The sequence below is a fragment of the Pseudoalteromonas sp. A3 genome (genome assembly GCF_025942345.1).
GTDB lineage: Bacteria > Pseudomonadota > Gammaproteobacteria > Enterobacterales > Alteromonadaceae > Pseudoalteromonas > Pseudoalteromonas atlantica.
This window is the reverse complement of sequence record NZ_JAPCKL010000002.1, coordinates 214,030-232,879: the sequence shown is the minus strand read 5'-3', so window position 1 is coordinate 232,879 and position 18,850 is coordinate 214,030. Positions and strand designations below refer to the sequence as shown.

The 18,850-nt window shown below is 37.3% G+C and carries 21 protein-coding genes and 1 riboswitch; of the genes, 7 read left to right on the top strand and 14 right to left on the bottom strand.

What is annotated here, in order from left to right; all coding sequences use genetic code 11:
* Positions 1-290: 290 nt before the first annotated feature.
* The 3 genes from OIZ54_RS04110 to bfr (OIZ54_RS04100) all read left to right on the top strand — a co-directional run bounded on the left by OIZ54_RS04110 (position 291) and on the right by bfr (OIZ54_RS04100) (position 2,478).
* On the top strand, positions 291-1,361 hold the full coding sequence (locus tag OIZ54_RS04110) for a PepSY-associated TM helix domain-containing protein (RefSeq protein WP_264389794.1): 1,071 nt from the start codon (positions 291-293) through the stop codon (positions 1,359-1,361).
* 166 nt (positions 1,362-1,527) lie between these two features.
* On the top strand, positions 1,528-2,001 hold the full coding sequence (gene bfr / locus OIZ54_RS04105) for a bacterioferritin (protein ID WP_024031963.1): 474 nt from the start codon (positions 1,528-1,530) through the stop codon (positions 1,999-2,001).
* A gap of 12 nt (positions 2,002-2,013) precedes the next feature.
* Positions 2,014-2,478, top strand: a complete 465-nt coding sequence (bfr, locus tag OIZ54_RS04100) for a bacterioferritin (protein WP_004588793.1) — start codon at positions 2,014-2,016, stop codon at positions 2,476-2,478.
* A 72-nt stretch (positions 2,479-2,550) separates the two neighbouring features.
* On the opposite strand, the gene OIZ54_RS04095 is transcribed toward bfr (OIZ54_RS04100), so the two are convergent.
* Positions 2,551-2,745, bottom strand: a complete 195-nt coding sequence (locus OIZ54_RS04095) for a (2Fe-2S)-binding protein (RefSeq protein ID WP_004588794.1) — start codon at positions 2,743-2,745, stop codon at positions 2,551-2,553.
* A gap of 489 nt (positions 2,746-3,234) precedes the next feature.
* A riboswitch (yybP-ykoY riboswitch) is annotated at positions 3,235-3,336 on the top strand.
* An 86-nt stretch (positions 3,337-3,422) separates the two neighbouring features.
* Between OIZ54_RS04095 and OIZ54_RS04090 the strand changes: the two genes are divergently transcribed.
* Positions 3,423-3,983 carry a TMEM165/GDT1 family protein gene (locus tag OIZ54_RS04090; protein ID WP_055016676.1) on the top strand — a complete coding sequence of 187 codons (561 nt, stop codon included), beginning with the start codon at positions 3,423-3,425 and terminating at the stop codon, positions 3,981-3,983.
* 991 nt (positions 3,984-4,974) lie between these two features.
* Here the strand turns inward: OIZ54_RS04090 and OIZ54_RS04085 are convergent.
* The 7 genes from OIZ54_RS04085 to OIZ54_RS04055 all read right to left on the bottom strand — a co-directional run bounded on the left by OIZ54_RS04085 (position 4,975) and on the right by OIZ54_RS04055 (position 13,505).
* Positions 4,975-8,175, bottom strand: coding sequence for an efflux RND transporter permease subunit (locus tag OIZ54_RS04085; protein WP_004588883.1), 3,201 nt, complete (start codon positions 8,173-8,175; stop codon positions 4,975-4,977).
* Positions 8,176-8,186: 11 nt separating this feature from the next.
* The gene (locus OIZ54_RS04080; protein WP_002962258.1) at positions 8,187-9,443 is read right to left on the bottom strand and encodes an efflux RND transporter periplasmic adaptor subunit; all 1,257 of its coding nucleotides are present in this window, start codon (positions 9,441-9,443) and stop codon (positions 8,187-8,189) included.
* A gap of 64 nt (positions 9,444-9,507) precedes the next feature.
* The gene (locus tag OIZ54_RS04075) at positions 9,508-10,725 is read right to left on the bottom strand and encodes a TolC family protein (RefSeq protein ID WP_264389792.1); all 1,218 of its coding nucleotides are present in this window, start codon (positions 10,723-10,725) and stop codon (positions 9,508-9,510) included.
* Positions 10,726-10,808: 83 nt separating this feature from the next.
* Positions 10,809-11,159 (bottom strand): hypothetical protein, encoded by a 351-nt coding sequence (locus OIZ54_RS04070; protein WP_004588885.1) that lies wholly within the window; start codon positions 11,157-11,159, stop codon positions 10,809-10,811.
* A 55-nt stretch (positions 11,160-11,214) separates the two neighbouring features.
* A complete protein-coding gene (locus OIZ54_RS04065; protein ID WP_004588886.1) occupies positions 11,215-12,117 on the bottom strand; it encodes a cation diffusion facilitator family transporter in 903 nt (300 codons plus the stop codon).
* The gene (locus OIZ54_RS04060) at positions 12,104-12,835 is read right to left on the bottom strand and encodes a transglutaminase-like domain-containing protein (RefSeq protein WP_004588887.1); all 732 of its coding nucleotides are present in this window, start codon (positions 12,833-12,835) and stop codon (positions 12,104-12,106) included. Before OIZ54_RS04060 ends, OIZ54_RS04065 begins: the two co-directional genes overlap by 14 nt.
* 55 nt (positions 12,836-12,890) lie before the next feature.
* Positions 12,891-13,505 carry a cation transporter gene (locus OIZ54_RS04055; RefSeq protein WP_004588888.1) on the bottom strand — a complete coding sequence of 205 codons (615 nt, stop codon included), beginning with the start codon at positions 13,503-13,505 and terminating at the stop codon, positions 12,891-12,893.
* A gap of 77 nt (positions 13,506-13,582) precedes the next feature.
* Between OIZ54_RS04055 and OIZ54_RS04050 the strand changes: the two genes are divergently transcribed.
* The 3 genes from OIZ54_RS04050 to OIZ54_RS04040 all read left to right on the top strand — a co-directional run bounded on the left by OIZ54_RS04050 (position 13,583) and on the right by OIZ54_RS04040 (position 14,908).
* Positions 13,583-13,972, top strand: coding sequence for a Cd(II)/Pb(II)-responsive transcriptional regulator (locus tag OIZ54_RS04050; RefSeq protein ID WP_004588889.1), 390 nt, complete (start codon positions 13,583-13,585; stop codon positions 13,970-13,972).
* Between the two features lie 42 nt (positions 13,973-14,014).
* Positions 14,015-14,392, top strand: a complete 378-nt coding sequence (locus tag OIZ54_RS04045; RefSeq protein ID WP_004588890.1) for a MerR family transcriptional regulator — start codon at positions 14,015-14,017, stop codon at positions 14,390-14,392.
* A 102-nt stretch (positions 14,393-14,494) separates the two neighbouring features.
* The gene (locus OIZ54_RS04040; RefSeq protein ID WP_226898058.1) at positions 14,495-14,908 is read left to right on the top strand and encodes a MerC family mercury resistance protein; all 414 of its coding nucleotides are present in this window, start codon (positions 14,495-14,497) and stop codon (positions 14,906-14,908) included.
* 144 nt (positions 14,909-15,052) lie between these two features.
* Here OIZ54_RS04040 and OIZ54_RS04035 read toward each other — a convergent pair whose 3' ends face one another.
* The 6 genes from OIZ54_RS04035 to OIZ54_RS04010 form a co-directional block, all read right to left on the bottom strand.
* Positions 15,053-15,784 (bottom strand): MauE/DoxX family redox-associated membrane protein, encoded by a 732-nt coding sequence (locus tag OIZ54_RS04035; protein WP_024032682.1) that lies wholly within the window; start codon positions 15,782-15,784, stop codon positions 15,053-15,055.
* Positions 15,785-15,817: 33 nt separating this feature from the next.
* Complete coding sequence (locus OIZ54_RS04030; RefSeq protein WP_024032683.1) at positions 15,818-16,327, bottom strand: DUF305 domain-containing protein; 510 nt, start codon at positions 16,325-16,327, stop codon at positions 15,818-15,820.
* A 140-nt stretch (positions 16,328-16,467) separates the two neighbouring features.
* Entirely contained in the window at positions 16,468-16,986 is a 519-nt protein-coding gene (locus tag OIZ54_RS04025; RefSeq protein WP_024032684.1) for a DUF411 domain-containing protein, read from the bottom strand.
* A 10-nt stretch (positions 16,987-16,996) separates the two neighbouring features.
* Positions 16,997-17,485, bottom strand: a complete 489-nt coding sequence (locus OIZ54_RS04020) for a YybH family protein (protein ID WP_008109928.1) — start codon at positions 17,483-17,485, stop codon at positions 16,997-16,999.
* A 22-nt stretch (positions 17,486-17,507) separates the two neighbouring features.
* Positions 17,508-18,416, bottom strand: coding sequence for a copper resistance D family protein (locus tag OIZ54_RS04015; protein WP_264389789.1), 909 nt, complete (start codon positions 18,414-18,416; stop codon positions 17,508-17,510).
* 11 nt (positions 18,417-18,427) lie between these two features.
* A complete protein-coding gene (locus tag OIZ54_RS04010; RefSeq protein WP_004588802.1) occupies positions 18,428-18,835 on the bottom strand; it encodes a copper resistance protein CopC in 408 nt (135 codons plus the stop codon).
* Between the last annotated feature and the right edge of the window lie 15 nt (positions 18,836-18,850).

Below are 18,850 nucleotides of genomic sequence, written 5' to 3'. Positions count from 1 at the left end.
GCAATTAAAATTTACACGTAAAAATAAGCAAGAACGCAAACCGTGCATATTTTAATTTTTAGCTGGTATTTATTTCATTATTATAAAAATTAAAGCGCATTACTCATACGAACTTTTACTGACTTAAAGCCACTAAATTTTTAAACTTTATTTAAGGGTCTAAAGCTTAGCGTGTTGTTCGCGGTTTTATATACAGTAGTTTGCTTACACAAAGGGTCACATTTTATAAATTGATAAACACCTGTTCTATCACTTACAATCGCTGTAACTGCTTATTATAGAGATTACTTTTGAAAATCTGGTTACGTCGAATTCACTTATACCTTGCCTTACTAAGTGGCCTTTTTTTGTTAATACTCAGTATTAGCGGCGCCATTTTACTTTATGCAAATGACATACAATATTATATTCAGCCCGATAAATGGCAGGTAGAACCACAAATCAAAACGCTTAGCCACGCAGAGTTAATCCGCGCAGTACAGCAGCAAACAGATAAAAAAATCACCCGCTTTATGCCCCTTAGTAACCCTAATGCCAGCTGGCAATTTAGATTAGGTGATGGCAGTAACGCCAGTGTGAACCCGTATACAGGCAAAGTAATTTTTCAATACCAAACAAATGACACGCTGTATGGTTTTACCCTTGCTTTGCATCGCTGGCTATTATTTGAAACAGCCTCTGGTGAAAAACCACTAAAAAACGTGGTCTCTGTATGCGCCCTATTATTAATAATAAATGTGTTAGTGGGTTTTTATTTATGGGTAAAGCCTAAAAACCGCCTAAAACGACTGGCGATTAAACCTAAAGCCAAATTTAAAGTACTTATGTATCAGCTACACACCGTGCTTGGTGTTTATGTTTTATTACCGCTATTGCTTATAGCCTTTACAGGTATCACCTTTAATTGGAAAAGCGCGACCAAAACATTAGTAGAAACCGTGGCATTTTCTCAAGTACAAAATAGGCCTAAAGCGCCAAAAGTGATAGCAAAATCAACAGCAAGTATTAAATACGACCAAGCAATAAATAAAGCCCTTGATGTATTTCCTGAGGGGATTTTGTATCGTATTTACTTACCTAAAAAACACAATGACCCAATCGCTTTACGCCTACAAAACCCAGGAGAAAGCCATGCTTATAGCTGGGTGTGGGTAAATCCATACAATGCTAAAGTGCTTAGCGCGTATGATGCCAGTAAAGCAAATGCAGTCACCCATGTATGGAACTTTAAATATGTGTTTCATACTGGCGCATTTGCAGGGCCGATTGTAAAATTTGTATGGCTTTTAATATCACTGTCGTTAGCATTTTTTATACTCAGTGGTGTTTATTTATGGTGTAAACGGCACAAGTGGGTATAACATTACCTGTTAAATGAAAATGCAAAACTGTACATAAACCAAGCAATAACGCAAACTTAAATAAGAATCAAAACCAATTGTAAATTAATGATTTTTATAGAAAAACTTGCAAAATACGCAAATTTAACTACACTGTGCACAATTAAAATAGTTAAGGTGATTTATCATGAAAGGTAATCAAAAAGTAATCGATGCATTTAATACTTTGCTAGCCAATGAGTTAGCCGCAATTGACCAGTATTTTATTCATTCACGCATGTATGATGACTGGGGTTTAGATAAATTATATGTACGCCTTAACCATGAAATGGAAGAAGAAAAAGATCATGCTGATTGGCTAATCAAACGCATCTTGTTTTTAGAAGGCGTGCCTAACATGACTAAACGCCGTGACCTTTTAATTGGTAACGATGTAAAAAGCATGATGCAAAACGACTTAACATTGGAGCTTGAAGTAGTTGCATGTGTTAAAGAGGTAATTGCTATTTGTGAAGAGCAGCAAGATTATCAGTCTCGCGAAGTGTTAGAAAAGCTATTATTTGATACCGAAGAAGATCACGTTTATTGGTTAGAGCAACAACTTGGTCTAATTGATAAAATTGGTACGCAAAACTACCACCAAGCACAAATGGGCGAGTAAGGAGCATAAAGTATGAAAGGCGATAAAGACGTTATAGCAGCTTTAAATAAAGTACTCGCTAATGAGCTTGTGGGTATTAACCAATACTTTTTGCATGCCCGCATGTTTAAAGATTTTGGTTTTAGCCAGCTTGATAAAGCAGACTACAAAGTTTCAATTCAAAAAATGAAAAACGCCGATCGTTTAATCGAACGTATTTTATTTTTAGAAGGCTTACCTAACTTACAAGACCTAGGCCGTTTACGCATTGGCGAAAACAGCGAAGAAATGATTGCCGCAAATATGAGCTTTGAGCTTGATACAATTGATGATTTGCGCAGTGCAATTAAATTAGCTGAAAACAAAAAAGATTATATTAGCCGTGAAGCACTCGACAATATTTTGAACGAGCAGGAAGAACAAATTGACTGGCTAGAGACCCAGCAATTACTTATTCAAAATACAGGGCTTGAAAATTACTTACAGTCTCAACTGTAAGGTAAATTTAGGTCATAAAAAAAAGCAGCTTTATAAGCTGCTTTTTTTGTATTTGAATTTTGTAATAACGAATTAAGCGACTTGATCGGTAATATCTGCAATCTCAATAAGTTTGCGATTTAGGATCTTTTTAGTACAACAACAACACTTACCGCATTGGCTGCCTACTTTAAGCTCTTTAGTTAATTCACGCATGGTAGTTGCACCATCGTCAATTGTTTGCTCAATTTTTTTATCAGTCACCCCGTGACAAAGACAAATATACATGAATACAAACTACTCTCAATTTCATTTAGTAGGTGCATATTAATCTAAACAATAATGGTTATCAATTGTTTGTGAAATAAAAAGTAGTTATTTTTCAAAAATTTGATCAGTGCCACTTAAGTCGAGAATACACGGCGCGTTGAGAACTTATTGATTTATAATGAAATATGGCACTTAAATTGAGATTTATCAACTTAATTACACTCTAAAAATAATTATGTTTTTTATTAGGTAAATTTCTTAAACAACGAGAAATCGCTTACAAACATCTATTACAGTAAGTGATTTGAAGCGGTAATTAGCCTAGTTATTAAAACGTATACTTTTTGCTTTAAACATATGGTCGAAAATGAGATACCCTGATGAAGATTAACGGCTTTGACTTAATATGCTTGTGTAGTGGCAGCGTTAACTTGTCCAACTTTATAGATGCTCATCGGTAAAACTTATAATTAAATATTTACTGGTATTTTACTTTGTGGGAAAATAGCCACCCTCTTAGGGGAGTAGCCTGCTCATTAGTGAGTAAACTTATCAACATAATTGCACCTCATGTGCATGGTAAGTTTGTAATGTTGTAGCAAGCATTATCGGCAAGACCTAGGTAGACACTATCCTCATGGCGGGAGATAGTTGTTTGCCTCGGTTTAATATTTCCCGCCAAAAGACTAAAATTTATGGATATTTTCTTAACCTCTACCGTTACTGTCGCTCTTGCTGAAATAGGCGATAAAACCCAACTTTTATCTTTACTCTTAGCAGCCCGCTTTCATAATAAAATAGCGCTTATTTTAGGTATTCTCGCTGCAACAATTATTAATCATGGTTTATCTGCTTGGTTTGGTGATTGGCTAAGTGGGAACTTTGTCGTGGAATACTTACCTTGGATAGTGAATTCAAGCTTTATTGTAGTGGGTCTTTGGCTACTTATTCCAGATAAGGATGAAGAAGTCAGCCACAAATATGACTGCTATGGCGCGTTTGTAGTAGCTTTAATCTTATTTTTTATTGCTGAAATTGGTGACAAAACACAAATCGCAACCGTATTGCTTGGTGCGCAATATCAATCAGTACTATGGGTTACCATAGGGACAACGGTAGGAATGTTAATTGCTAATGTCCCTATTATATACGTTGGTAAAGCTTTGTTACAAAGAATTCCACTAAAAACAGTAAGAGCTATTGCGGCCAGTGTTTTTGTGATATTGGGTATTCATGGCTTAATGACGATATATTGATAAAGTAACGTTGAAATCAAGCGCAAACGCTTACATAACACTATAAAAGTGACTGTAAGCGTTTTAATAGTGTCAATTGTAAACAACTTTAATACTATATTAGTCCTTAAATTTACTATTAAATTTTCGTAATTTCAGATCATAGTGGCGTTTAATAAAATAGCCAATGTTCAAAACTTGTTATTTAGAGCCTAAGCAACAGCTAAAATCGCCACCTGGTAACATGGAATCCAACACATTAAAAACCCGATTGTAGTGTTTGCGCTGATTTATTTAAGCTGTACCTCTTTAATGTGTTATTTACAGACTACTATCTTAGGTTTATCTTGAATTAAATGAAGCTATCATAGGTGAAAAATTATATCTCCATTTTTTATTGACCTTCACTGCAACCGTTTATAGCGATACCATTCATTACATCGACGCATCCTCACTAAGGCACACCCCAATAATAAGTACTTTATTGAGGTTCTGACAAAAGCCTTAAAAACATCAGAACCCGAGTTTGGAAAATTTAATCTAAGCCCAATAGACACCCTAATTAGCCAAGTGGACTACCCAGCTTTGACTTGACACCTGCTTAGAACCTTAAAGTGCAAAACGGAAGCAAACTTCCGTTTCTAGGGCTTCGTAGCTAGTTCTCAGAAATATACTTCTGTTTTTTGAAAGCGTTAACTTAGATAGCTTTATGAGCCACTATAGGGGTCTTATTTGAGCGAGAAGCAGACGACCACTCTAGCGCGTTTTTGGACAAAAATGAGTTAGAGCCGAAGGACGGCTCTGTGCCATAAGCCGACCTTGAGACACATAAAGATTAAGACTGCAAAGATACGAAAGCGGAAGTTAGCTTTGGCCTGTTTAACGACAAATATTCCGACAAAGCAGTCATGACTATTAGTTTATTGTTAAATCTAATCTTTCTTTTCGTTCATCTACTCAATAACCCCACGCTAAACGTGACTTTAGCGTGGGGTTAGAGTTCACAGTCATTTTATCTGGATAGCTCTTTTATTTTTTTCTCTGAAAACCAGCGATATAAAACAGGTAAAACAAATAATGTTAACAGTGTTGCAGTTACCAAGCCGCCAACAATAACACTCGCTAAGGGGCGCTGTATTTCTGCACCAACACCATTAGACATTAACATCGGTATCAAACCTAAAGCTGATGTTATAGCAGTCATAAGTACAGGTCTTAATCTTGAAGTAGCGCCTTCAAAAACGGCTTTAGATGCTTCTAGACCGTCTTTAATACGTTGGTTGATACTTTCTACCATAACGACCCCATTCAATACCGCTACACCAAATAAGGTAATAAAGCCAACGGAGCTTGGTACAGACAAGTATTGTCCAGATAAATATAAGGAGAAAACTCCGCCAATTACAGCAAGCGGCACGTTGACCAATATCAGCATAGCTTGACCAACAGAACCAAAGGCAAAGTAAAGTAGTAGTGCGATTAGTGCTAACGATAAAGGTACAACTATAGCTAACCTATTTTGAGCACGTTTTTGACTTTCGAACTGGCCGCCAATCGAAACAGAATAACCTGAAGGTAAGTCAACCTTTTCAGCAATTACCGTTCTGATATCGGCAACCACGCTTCCCATATCTCGATTTTGTACATTTGCTTGGATAACGACTCTTCGTTGTACATCATCGCGTCTAACTTGTGGTGGGCCTGACTCAAATGAGACTGAGGCTACGTCACCCAGCCGCACCCAAGCACCAGTAGGTGATTGAAGCCGAATATCAGCAATAGCTTCTTTGTTACTTCGGTACTCTTCCTCTATGCGAACGTAAATATCATAACGTTCATTACCATTGATTATTTGTCCGGCTTCAACACCACCAATACCATCACGCACAACCTCCATTATGTCACTCACAGACAATCCAAAGCGTGATAGTTCTTGCCTGTTAGGACTTATCACCAATTGCGCTTCACCAGCAATTTGCTCCAATGCAACATCCCTTGCACCTTCAATGTTTTTAATTGCTGTTTCTATTTCTTGACCTTTAGCCGCCAGTACCTCAAGTTCAGGCCCAAACAACTTTATCGCCAACTGAGCCTTAACACCAGATAGTAGCTCATCGACACGAGTCGCAATAGGTTGAGAAAAGTTGAGTAGCAACCCAGGGAATTCTTCTAAAGATCTCTCCATTTTTCCTTGAAGTTCATATCGATTAGATGCACTGGTCCACTCAGAAACAGGCTTCAACCCTATGTAAATTTCGATGTTATTCACAGGCTCTGGGTCTCCACCTATTTCTGCTCGACCAATTCGGCTTAATGCATAGGTTACTTCAGGAAAAGCCATTAGTTTTTCTTCTAGAATTGGTGCCACAGTGAGCGCGGTATCTAAACTGGAAGAAGGTGCAAGCGTTGCTCTTAAGTTTATCGTCCCTTCTTCTAACTCAGGTACAAATTCAGTACCAATTAATGGAACTAATGCAAAGGCAGAGAAAACTAATATAAGTGCGGCTGAAATGACTAATTTGGTGCGTTTTAGTGCGAATGTAAGCCCTTTTCTGTAGAGTTTGTCTAATGGCCTAAGAACAAAGCTTTCCCTCTCTTTTACACCTGACTTAAATAAATAAGTAGCTAAAGCGGGTACAACAAACAACGCAACCACAATAGCAGATATAACAGCTAAAATGATGCTTATTGCCATAGGTTGAAATAACTTTGCCTCAACACCTTCAAAGCTAAATAAAGGCGTAAATACGACTAAAATAATAGAAGCTGCAAAAAATACGGGACGAGCCACTTCTTTACCCGCATTTTGAAGACGTAACTTAATACCATGCTCATCTTGTTCTACATCATGTGGATCAGTATCAGCACTAGGCACTCTTTCTTTTACAGTTTTTAAATGGGTAGAGTCTGGTCTATTTAAATGCTTAAACATGTTTTCAACCATCACGACTGAACCATCAACTAGCATACCAATGGCTACGGCAATGCCACCCAATGACATAAGGTTTGCAGAAATGCCCCACCAAGCCATGATCATTAACGCGATACCAATTGAAATTGGAATAGATATTAGGACAAGGAAGGTTGCACGTATATTCATTAAAAATAGTGCTAATACAATACAGATGAAAATAAATGCTAGTAATAGTGCATCAACTACTGTATCAACGGCTTTTTCAATCAAATCAGCCTGATCATAAAATGGTTCAAAGCGAACACCTTTAGGCAATGCTTGATTAATCAATGGGATTCTTGCATTGATACCATCAATGGTGGCTTTAGTATTAGACCCCATGCGTTTTAAGACAATGCCAGAGACAACTTCACCTAAATTTTCGACTTTACCGTCTTCGGTTTTGCGCGTCATTGTGACAGCACCTTGACGAATTTCACTGCCCATTTCAACTTTAGCAATATCCGAAACCGTCACAACTGTCCCATCAACTGTTTTGACGGGAACTTGTTTGATATTACTAATACCAGCGTCACCACTTTCAAACCAACCTGCACCTCTAATAACAAGCTGCTCTTGCCCACGGTTCATATACCATCCGCCAACATTGGCATTGTTGTTATCTAGGGCACCAACAACGTCTTCTTGCGTTAGGTTATAAGAAAGAAGCTTAGATGGATCTACATTTACTTGGTACTGCCTAACAATACCTCCAAAGGAGAGTACATCAGTAACACCATCGACAGGCATAACGAGTAATTTTACTACCCAATCATTGAGACTCCTGAGTGCCATAGCATCATAGCCTGCATCTTTATCTGAAATAAGAAGGTACTGAAATACTTGGCCTAGCCCTGAGGTGTTTGGCCCCATTTCGGGTGTGCCGACACCTTCTGGTATCAGTTCTTTTGCGGCTTGAAGACGCTCAAATACAAGTTGTCTTGCAAAGTAAATGTCGGTGCCTTCTTTGAAAACAACCGTGACGCCAGACAAGCCTGTTTTAGAAATTGAGCGCACTTGTTCTACATCAGGTAAGGCATACATGACCGCTTCAATGGGGTACGTAATGAGTTGTTCAACTTCTTCAGCAGCTAGTCCTGGCGCTTCAGTATTTACAGCAACTTGAACATTAGTAACATCAGGAAAGGCATCTAAATTTAGTTTTGGTATAACCATAATTGCGCCGACAATTGTGGCAAACAGCGCAATCAAAATCAGGAGTCTATTATTAACAGACCAATCTATTATTTTATTAAACATAGTCTTGCTCCTTAGTGGTTATGCGGATCAAATCCGCCTTTAGCGATTTCAGAAGCAACAAAAAATGCGCCTTTGGTTACAATTCGCGTCCCACTATCAAGGCCAATGATTTCCCTAAAATCACCTAAGGCTCGGCCTAGTTCTACTTCTACAGCTTTAAATTCTCCAGGGTGGTCTTCGACAAATACGGTCCAATCACCATCTGCGCTGCGGATCAATGCTTCTTCTGGCACAGCCATCACTTTCTGCTTTGTGGCAAACTGAAAGTAAACTTTTACAAACATACCTGAATGAAGGTTATCATCAGCATTCTGTACCCCCAATCTAATAATTCTTGTACGAGTTACGGGATCAATTGTATGGGCTTCTTGGATAACTTTGGCATTGTAACTCTGGCCTTCTAATTTAAGTACCGCAGGAGAATCAATTGATAAATTTAGCTTTTTATTTGGAGAAACTTTTGCTTCAACCCATAGTTGTTTTTCATCAGCTAACAACATGACTGAATCCCCAGCATCAACACGTTGCCCTTGGATAAAGTCGTCTTGAAGCACGACACCTTCACGGTGCGCCGTTAATGCATATTGTCCAAATGCTTTAATGTCTTTGTTAGAAATACCATTTATTGCTTTTTCAGTTAACCCTAAAGCAATGAGCTTGCCATAGCTCGCATTGTATGTTGTTTCAGCTTGTAATAATCGACTTTCACTCACCGTCTTATTACCCAGCTTTTTTACACGTTGCCATTCGGTTGAAGCGATTAAATAGTCAGCTTGTGCTTGTGCCATTGCTTCACTAAATAATGTAACTAACTTCTGACCTATTTCTACATACTCGCCAAGCGCTGCATGGCGACTGATAATGACTGACTCTGTACGTGGTGATACCACATAACTTTTATAGCCATTAGCTTTTATTTCGCCAGGTGCATATACGGAGCTAAATTGATATTCAGGCTTAACACTTTCCACTTTAATGTTAGCAAGCGACATCTTCTTTGGATCAATAGTGATACCTTCTTCATGTCCTTCTTCTCCCTCTTTATTACCACCTTCATGGCCGTGCTCGTCATGGTCACCTTTATCTTCTTCATGTCCCTTTTCGTGTTCATGCTCATCTTGATGTTCTTTTTCTTCTTGTTTCGAAACGTTTGTGACAGAACCAGTTCCATCTGACGACTGTGCAAAAGCATCATGATTTGTAGTAAACCCAACTAACAGGCAGCTAATTACTACGGCTAAAAATTTTTTACTAATTACTGTATTCATTTTTGTAACCTATATTTTTAATAAATTTAAGATTTCGTTTTTCGCTACTGAAAAAACAAAGCGCTCAAATCTCAAATTTGGATAACTGACCCATACTTAAAATGAAGGATATTTCTGCAAGCTTGAATTGATTTTCCAAACGTATTCCTGCATGAAGCCCTTCCGCACGTTGATTTAATGCAAGTAAGTAGTCAGAAGTATTAATGTCACCAGCTTCCCAGCGCTTATTTAATAAGTTTTCGCTGCTATCTAATCTGCCTTTTGTCAGTTTTTGCCATTGCTCATAATATTTTTTACTGACAATAAGCGATTCATAATTAGCTTTTGCTTCAAATGACTGCTTTCGATAAACCGACCGAAAGTTAGCCTCTGCTGCAATTGCTTCTGAATAAGCGGCTTTAACAGTATCTGAATAGTTATTTCTGATATTTAAAGGCATTGAGAAAGTCACGCCAATCAAGTCTTCATCTCCACTTTTCCCTGCGTTAACTCCAATGGTTGGATTGGCTTTAGATTCCATAGTGGTTAGTTGAGCTTTAGATTGTTGTCCCTTCCATTTCGCTCTAGCGAGTTTAACTTTTGGATGTTCCTCAACCCACTGAGAGTTAAATGAATAGTTTGTTGCTCCAAAAGTAAATGAAAACAAATTGGTAGTATTAGGCGTCCAATCAGGCAATAACTCCTGAACATTTACCTCTGCATTTTTCAAAGCAATTTGCGACTCAGATATTTCACTGAAAACTTGGGACAAGTTTAAATAAACCAGTTCAGCGTCAAGTGGCTCTAAAAGTCCTGCTTTTCGCTTATCTTCAATAATTCCAACGAGCGTTTGTAATTGATTTTCTCTTACTGAAAGTAACTGAGCCACCTTTTTTGCTGCTTGCCAATTAACTATTGCAGTTAAAGCGTTAGCCTTTTTAGAATCGAGTAGAGATAACAATTGTTGCTGGTTTGCATAAACACCAATTTCACCAATGCTTTTATTTGCTGATTGCTTATCCCAAAAATCAATCGTTTGACTGATACCAATAGAATAATTATCAAAATCACCCTCTTTTTCATAGCTTGCTTCAAGCTCTGGGTTATATACGGCTTTAGTTAAGCTCTTGGCTCTATGATTACTTGCATTAAGTAACTCTTTAGCCGCAACAACTTCGGGATCTTTATTTATTTGACTATCTAGCCATGAAATACTTTTCTGTTTGGCATAAGTGGCAACTGAAAAACTCACAGCCATACATAAAGACAGGACTAAACCTGCATTTTTTAAATATATATACATAAAAATTCTTAATTTTAAAATTAATAAACACGAAACCTTTATCCATTATTAAAGGATAAATAGGTCATTAAAAATTAATCTAATTAAGAAATGGGCGGACGAAGTATCGCTTCAAGAAAGGTACTTGTTTGATCAATTTGATAAGGCGTTTTATTGATAATGTTTAGTTTGCCCGTGGTATTTGAATTACTGACTAAAATCCAAGATAAGTGGCTGCCACTGCAATGTCCGCAGTGATGACAATCTTTTTCATTATGCTGCTCATCACCTACATTATCATTTGAGACATTTCGATCATCTGCATGATCATGTTGAATTTGAAGGTGCTCTATATCTATTTGGTGATTCTCAGGTGTTGCGGATACAACAGCAGTTAACGATTGCAAAACAATCGAAACGACTAATAGTATTTTTAACGCAACATTGAATTTCAAAATAAACACCTACTTAAATATGAAAAATTATAATATCAAAAAAAGGTTTTCTAAACTAGCCATGCGCATGTTTTTCATGCTCGTCACGGCAAGTTTCTTGAGGAAACTCAAACTCAATGGTTGTATGAGATAAATTATAAGAAGAAAGTTCCTTAGCCACTTGTTGTTTTAGCCTAATTAATTTATCAACCTCAAAGTTATGGGCTAACTCTAGGTGAGCAGTTAATACGTGACTTTCCCCGTCTAATGACCAAAAGTGCATATGATGAATCCCATTAATTTCAGGTATAGCCTTTATCGCTTTTTCAATATTATTCTGCACTTCTTCATCAGGTGTAGCTTGAAGAAATAGTGCCAATGTTGTTTTCAGGTTTTTCAAAACGTTAAACAATATAAACAGTGTAAAGCCTATAGAAAGCAAAGGATCTAATATTGGTAGATCTACAAAAAGCAGCACGATAGAAACAATTAGGACTGCAACCCAGCCAAGTACGTCTTCAAGCAAATGCCACGTAAGTACTTTTTCGTTCAGCGTTTTACCCGCTTTTAGTTTAAATACTGCATACCCATTAACAGCAACCCCAAGTAATGCAAGACCCAACATTCCTTCAGCCATTGGCATTTCAGGATTAGATAATCTTGGTATTGCTTCAAATAGCACCCAGACAGAACCAATAACTAATACAATACTGTTAATTAATGCGCCAAACAGGGTAAGACGACGATAGCCATAGCTAAATCTATCGGATGCTTCTTTATCCGAGAAACGACTCAGTATCCAAGCGAATCCTATAGATAAACTGTCACCCAGGTCATGTACAGCATCAGCCATAATAGCGGTACTGTTGGTTAGCCAACCACCAATAAATTCGATAATAGTAAATGAAACATTAAGGAAAAATGTCCAACCTATACGGTCGTCTTTTCCATGCGAATGGCTATGGCTATGATTGTGCATTTTCCACCTCAAGAACTTTTAAATTTCTTACATTGACTACGTTAAAATTGATAAAGTGACGGATCACTCGTTGATACATCCAACGTTTGATTCCTGATAAGTTAGTTCCTTTTTCGAGATAAAACTCATCAGGGGAATTATAAACACCAAAATCATCATGAATACCTTCTTTTTGTATATAGGTATCTTGACCACGCCAATCTGTATCTGGCGAAGAGAAACACTTTGTTGCAACACCATAACCACAAAATTCGTTTTTTATTTGACTAAATTTGTGCTGTAGTGAACTTAAATATTGTTCATCTAATATAAAGCCTTCTAAGTTTATCCAACGATCCTTGAAATAAACTTCAATCCAACTATGAATGATATATTTAGGTGCTAACCAAAATACATAAGTTGGAATAGCTCCTTTTTGTAATCGCTGCTCAATAGTAAAGCCGTGAAAACGACATTGAATACCTAATCCTCGTAACAAAGCCATCAGCAAGTTACCCTTGGTATTGCATTGTCCGTAACCATCGGCTAAAACACTGCTTGCTGAAATATCATCACTCTCATTGTAACCAAATAATATTTCATCTTTAACAAATTGGTAGGCTGCACCAATTTTGTTGAAGTCATCGAGTTCTTGCCAATTACGCTCAGAAATTAATGATTGAATTGTAGAGTGTTCAAAATTTACTATCTTGGTTTTTTCTAGATATTTGCTATTCATTGATGTTTCCTTACTTTGAACAACCAAAGGTTGATTGTTTATCTTCATTTGGTGTTTAACGTGTTTTCTCAGCAACAGCTAATTCTTGTTTAGCATCGCTTAGTATTCGGTAAGCGCCTCGAAGAATTAACATTGAAATGATGCTACCAATGACGATATCAGGCCAACGCTGTTTCAGCACCATAACGAGTATGCCTGCGATAACGACACCAAGATTTGCAATTACATCATTCGCTGAAAATATCCAGCTAGCTCTCATATGTACTTCATCGTTGTTGTGCTTTCGAATAAGGATGAGACAAATCACATTTGCAACTAAAGCAACCATGCCTACGCCAATCATAAACCAAGAGTGAGGCTCACTTTCACCATACAGCCTTCTAGCAATATCCATTAGAATTAGCACGCCTAACCCCAGTTGGAAATAGCCACTCACTAAAGCAGCATTAGCCTTATGTTGGATTGACTTTCCCACCGCGTATAGTGCAATTGCATAGACGATTGCATCCGCTAGCATGTCTAACGAATCTGCAATTAAAGCCGTTGATTCTGATAACCAACCAAAGCCAATTTCAAAAACAAACATCGAGGCATTGATAGCCAGAAGCCAATAAAGCACCGTTTTTTGCTGGTTATCTTTTAGCTCAACTTCACACCCACAATCGCTCATTTTCATCTCCGATTAACTTGTATGCTCTAACTATAAATCCTATAGTGACTATAGGGTCAAGTTTATTTGGAAATTTTATGAAAATTGGTGAGTTATCGAAAACATCGGGGTATTCAGTACAAACCATCCGATATTATGAAAAGGAGGGCTTGCTGTCAGATCCTGATCGCACTGAAGGGAATTTCAGGTTGTATTCTAATAAGGCATTTAAAGAGCTAGAGTTCGTAAAGCATTGTCGAAGTTTAGATATTCCGCTTAATGATATTAAGCGACTCATTGAATTAAAAAACAAGCCAGAGGAGAGTTGCTCTAGTGTAAATGCATTAATTGATCGGCAACTAACTTTAGTTAATCAACGAATGAAGGAATTGAATGCACTCAAAAAAGAGTTAAAACTAATGGCAAGCTCTTGCGGGTCTGACGGTACAATTGAAGTCTGTGGCATTATCAAGTCATTAGATAGTTGAACTAAATATAACTTTAGATTAGTAGTATTCACAAAGGCAATAATGAAAACCATTGGCAAATTAGCACAATCATTAAATTTAAATGTAGAAACCATTCGTTTTTATGAACGAGAAGGACTGATTACACAACCTGAAAAACCAATATCTGGTTATAGACAATATGACGAATCAATAGCAGGACAACTTAGGTTTATCACAAAAGCCAAAGCGCTCGGCTTTACGTTAAGAGAAATAAAATCGCTAATGTCTATGGACAGCAACTGCGCTCAAGTTGAGCTATTAAACCGACAAAAGTTAGCAATCATTCGAGACAAAATTAATGACCTTCAACGTTTAGAGAAAGTAATTGTGGGTATGACAAATACCTGTATGCAAAACGAAGATCCAACACATTGCCCCATAATTGACTCATTAAAATGATTGACTCCGTACTTGTATACGGAGTTTAGAATGATGGTAATATCAACCAATAGACTTTCAAATGATAAATAAAATATTAGACAGAGTAGGCTCTAGTGGCGTTTGGCTAGCGGCACGGCCTGCCTCCCTGCATTAAGGTCACTTGCATCGGCATTAGGACTAGGCTTCTTCTCTCACTTCGAAGGAATAGCTGTAAATACGCTTTTACCTATTTTTGCATCTTTGGAACTATTGGTAAACTTATACAACTGGCACAAAAATAAAAACCATACCAGAGCTGTCTTCAGCATTCTAGGGCCTGTAGCAGTGCTATTAACGCTTTATCCTCTTTGGCTATATGATTGGAGCACATACCTATTTTACTTTGGTATTTGCTTAATGGTCGTTATGTCGGTTTTGGATATCGTAAAACCAGTAAGGGAGCAAACATGCAACGTATGGCTAATTGCCGTCGTTGAAACGATTAACGGTCAATGTCTGCTTTTCGCTCATAGCAGTCTGCCTGATGAAGTCTAAACTTATTCACTTAAACTGTGAGATCTGATATGAGCTAGTACAGCTGATATGCTATTTACGACAAAGTCGCTCGGTAATTAGAGCGACATAATCCCTTGGTAATCACACTAGTACATCATCATGTTTTTAAATTAAAGCTGTTGTTTACTTAACAAACATCCAAATACCGGCAGCGATCATAAACAGGTTTTCTGTTAGGGAGATAAACCCTAGTGGTACGTTACTGTCACCGCCTACACACGCACATTTTAACTCTCGTTTATCTATATAGACTGCTTTTATCACTGAAACAGCACCAACCCCACCTATGAACAATGAAATAGGGGCAATAATATAGGCTGGTAATCCGGCTATCATTCCAATGCCAACAAATGCTTCTAAAAATGGGTAAACATAGGCGTACCTGACTACTTTCATAGCGACTAAGTCATAGGTTATAAATGAATTAGTAAAGCTAAATAAGTCTTGAAGCTTTTGTATTGCTAACACTGCCATTGTTAGGGCTACAAACAGTTCAGCGGTTTGCATTGATAATAAGCTATTATTCGCTGCAAAACTAAATGCCACACTAAGCAAAAAACTAACCGAAAAAATCGCAATCACGGGCGTGTAAGTTGTACCTTCTTGCCCAGCTTTTGGTTTATCAAAGTAATCGAGTAAGTCGTCATAGCCACCTATACGTTTATTATCAATAAATGTTTGAGGTGTAGTTTCTACACTGTGTTGTTTTTTAAATTCATCTGTTTGCTCTCGAGAAGTTAATAGCTGATCATCAACTGTATATCCCTCTCGCTCTAGTAGGTCTTTTGATTTTAAACCAAACGGACAAATATGCTCATCTGTGGCCATTCTAAAAAGTTGGGCTGATTTACTCATGTTTAGCTCCCTTTTATGTATTGGTATAAAATTTTACTTAGCATTAAAATCCGGTACGGTCCTAGATTGTGCTTGCTCCTGAGTTTCTGCTAGGCCATTTTTCTCTATATCCTTTAGTAACCACTGCATTTCTTTAATCTCACGACGCTGTGCCTCAATAATATTTGTTGCAAGCTCTTGGACTCGCTTATCTTTGATTTTTGCCCTTTCACTGGTGAGTATTGCAATTGAATGATGTGGGATCATCGCCGACATCCATGAGCTATCATCAACAGTCGCTTGTGATCGAACTAAAAATAAACTTCCCGCAAATACGGTAACACTAGCAATGAGTACTGTTATATTTTTCTTTTTATCTTTATACATATTGAGCATGAAAAGTAGCATTATCACTGCCATCATGGCTCCCATATAAAGCGCCATATAAGTGCGAGTTTCACTAAAAAAAACATGACTTAGCTGATAAGTATTCAAATACATCAGTACAAACATGACTAATGTTGATGTGGCTATCATTAAGAAAAACTTTAAATACTGCGACATTAGATGGCTCCTTTCTATCATTTACTTTGTATATCATTTATACCAATGGGTAATTCTTACAGGTTATTAGGCGTAAACCCACTATATATTTAATCATTGAATCAATGTTTAATATTACATCAAGAGTTGTGCCATAAGTGTTAAAACTGCTCAGCGTATTTGCTAATATGCTTATAAGTATTTTGCTGTAAATCGTGCGTAAGCATTTCAATATTATATTTATAAAAGCGATCGCCCATTTCCATACCTGGCGTACCAGCAGGCATAGCGGGAACAGAGAGCCCTATCGTCTTTTCAGGATGTTGTTCAGCTAAAAACTGTTTTATATGTTTGGCGGGAACATGACCTTCAAATACAAATCCATCGGCTGAAACGGCTGTATGGCATGACCGCATATTTGATTTTATTTGATACTGAGATTTAATCGTCCCCATGTCATTGACGTTAATTGCTTTTGTTTGAATATTGTTTTCGCTCAAATGAGCAATCCACTTATTACAACATCCACAATTTTTACTTTTATAAACGGTAAGCTCAATTTTAGGTTTTTCTGAATTCTCATAAGTTATTAATGCTTTATGTTGTTTTTCGATACTTATCGCCGAAAATGACATAGTTAATGATAAAAATAACGCTGAGGTAATGTAGATTACTCGCATTGTTAACTCCTTAATTTGACCAATGAATATGAGTGATTTTCCAACCTGTATCGGTGTTTTTTAATGTGATTGATTCCATTCCCATAGACTTAATATCTTTTCCTTTGTACTTTCCTTGAGTTTTACTTCTTGAAATTGAGTAAGCTATGTCTCCATTTGTGTAAACTTGATGCTCTAGTAGTTCACTATTAACAGCACTTAAGAATTTCATATCCGCTATCATATGATGTTTCGCGTATTCATCTGCAGAACGCTCAACACTTCCGCCTTCAAAAATGATGACATCGTCGGCCAGTAATTTACGTGCAGCTTCGCGATTACCTTGTTTTAGAGATGCATGAAATAGGCTGACTGTTTTTGCAGCCTCGCTATCAACATTGACAAAGGCCTTGCCTTTTTTTGAATATTTTTCATCGTCATGTGCACTAACAGTAAAAGAACTAACAGTGCTAAAAATTAGTAGCAATAAAATTTTTAAATTAAAGGATTTAATTAACATACGTTTCCCTTTTTATTAATCGTTAAATAGGCGGACCAACAAATGTGCTAAATACACTTGTTGTAATAAGTACAAACAGGGCAATTACTATTTCAACAGTAATCGAGCGTTTTAATATACTTATATGGTGTTGTTGAGTGATTTGCGGGACTAAAAAAAGCTTATGCCATGCACCTAGGAGCAGCATCGCGCTGACGAGTAACAGCTTTAATAAAATTAGTTGCCCATAATCTGATGTAAACAATGCAGAAAATGACTCTAGGTACTGCAGGAGCAGAGTTAAGCCCGAAATAAGTAGTACAAATACAATAACAATAGCGAGTTGACCAAAGTAATGCATTAACCGCTTTACTTCACTGGTAGGTAGTAAAGTGCAGCTTTTGTAAAGCGGCCACAATGACCCTAACCAGCTCGCAATGGCAATAAGGTGAAAGGTTAAAATACTTTTCACTAACCCATTTTCGTTTGCACTGTGCCCAGTAAAAGTGAAGCTATAAGCGATAAACCCAAGCATGATTAGTATAACGGCACCGTTTTTATAACCTGCTACGTTATCATCTGATTCCACATTCCACATACATGCGCTAATTAGAGCAATAATAAGCGCTGGTATTCTAAACCTTGCTTGGTCACCTATGACTGATTGCCAAACAATTTCAAGCATAAAGGGGTCAAACATTCCCATAAAGCCTGATTCAGCCATTGCTCCAGCTTCTATAGGTACTTGTAAAAGTGCAGCAATACTACCTGTAACTACACACGTAATTTGCCAACGTTTTAAGAACTGATGAAAGCTAATTAAGTGATGCCCTGCAACATTGCTGTTGCCACACATAAAGCGCATTAATAAAGTGCCCGCAAGCCCTACAATTGCTATATAGCTTGCTAGTTTTAATAATAGTAAGAGCACTGACCATTCACTTAATTGCATGATGTTGCTACTTAATGATTATGTTTGCTGTGGGTATTAGATTGTTCTTGCATCATCTTATGCGATTCATTTTTATGTACCATAAATCTAAACGTGCCAGTCATTTTATGTCCATCACCACCCAGTGCTGTCCATTTAACCGTGTAAGTGCCTTGGGCTAGGCTCGGTAATGACCAATTAAAGTCTGTGCTTGGGGTGGCGCTGGGTTTGAAATCAAAGTTTATTGTTTTATTTTTTTCATCTTTGATGATGACTTTTGCTAGCCTTACTTCACCACTAAAAATTAACGAAAGTTCCTCTGGTCCTTGCATTAACATGGCTTCTTGTGCAGGTATTGATTGCTTGAGTGATATATGCGCTGATGCGGAAAATGTAAGCACTAAACCTAAAATGGCTACTGCAGAGTTAAAAAACTTCATAATTACCTCTTATTT